The following is a 1,257-nucleotide window of genomic DNA, read 5'->3' as shown; positions in this document are numbered from 1 at the left end:
ATATTGGCCAGGAAGCTGCTCTTGGCCTGGCTGGCGGTTTCGGCGGCCTCGCGCGCGGCGACCAGGGCGGCCTGGCTGGCCTTGAGATCGGYGATGTCGTGGGCATTGAAGAGCATGACCGTGTCGCCAGTGACCGGGTCGCGCATGGGCCGCGCGTCCAGTGCATGCCAACGCAGGCCGGCCAGGGTCTGCAATTCGACGTCCTGGTGGCAGGTCTGGCCGCGCTGCACGCGGCCCAGGATGCTGGCGGCATCGCCAATGTGAGCAAACAGGCGGGTGAACTCGGTCTGGTCGGGGCCGGGCGGCGTGTCACCGAACGTCAGGGCCGCAGCCGGGTTGCGCATCAGCAGTTCGCCCTGGCCGAGGCCGAAAACGGCGATGCGCACCGAAGTGTGTTGCACAGCCTCAACGCCGCGCAGCATGGCGAGATCGGCCCCGCCGCCCAGCGAATCGGCCGCGAACAGCATGACCTGACGGCGTTCCGGCGTGCGCATGCCGCGCGACACCAGCATGACCGTCGTCGGCTCGCCCTTGGGATAGAGAGTCCACTGCTCGCGGACGATCTTGCCCTGCGCATGGTCGGCCGCCGTGACGGCCAGGCGCTCGCGCACGGCATCGCCATGCTCGGAAAAGTCGCGCGACAGGAATTCCTCGGCGCTGTCGGCATGCCAGAAGCGCAGGGCTGCGGCATTGGCCCAGAGGTTGCGCTGTTGTTCGGGGTCGAAGACCCACAGAGGAACGTCGAGCCAGTCGTAATGGCTCAGGCTGGCGAAGTCGAGGAGCATGTGGGCGCGTTGAGAGGCGCGCGATTGTCACCGCTCGTCACATCTGTCGCCCGTGAACTACTGCGCGGCCGCGCCGCGCAGGTTCAACCGCGGCGCACTCGGCGCAATTCGTCCAGGATCAGCAGGACGGCGCCGACGGTGATGGCGCTGTCGGCGACGTTGAAAGCAGGGAAATACCAGCTTCGAGCGTGAACCTGGATGAAGTCGACGACGTAGCCGTGGATGGCGCGGTCGATGACATTGCCTAGCGCGCCACCCAGAATCAGCGTCAACGCCCAAGCGAACAGCTTCTGGTGGCCATGGCGGCGCAGCATCCAGATGATGAAGCCGGCCGCGGCCAGGCCCAGGCCGAGGAAGAACCAGCGTTGCCAGCCGGAGGCGCCATGCRGGAAGCTGAAAGCGGCGCCGAAGTTGTGGGCGCGCACGACGTCGAAGAAGCTGGTGACTGGGTGCACGTCACCGAGCTGGAAGG

General features: G+C 67.0%; 2 protein-coding genes. Both read right to left on the bottom strand.

Going from position 1 to position 1,257, the window contains the following annotated elements; genetic code table 11:
* On the bottom strand, positions 1-785 hold a 785-nt coding region (locus AC1DU6_RS31775; RefSeq protein WP_477862173.1), incomplete at its 3' end, for a PAS domain-containing protein.
* A gap of 83 nt (positions 786-868) precedes the next feature.
* On the bottom strand, positions 869-1,257 hold a 389-nt coding region (gene lspA / locus AC1DU6_RS31770; protein WP_477862171.1), incomplete at its 5' end, for a signal peptidase II.

The organism is Roseateles sp. P5_B10, assembly GCF_056400485.1.
This window is presented reverse-complemented; position numbering and strand designations above follow the sequence as displayed.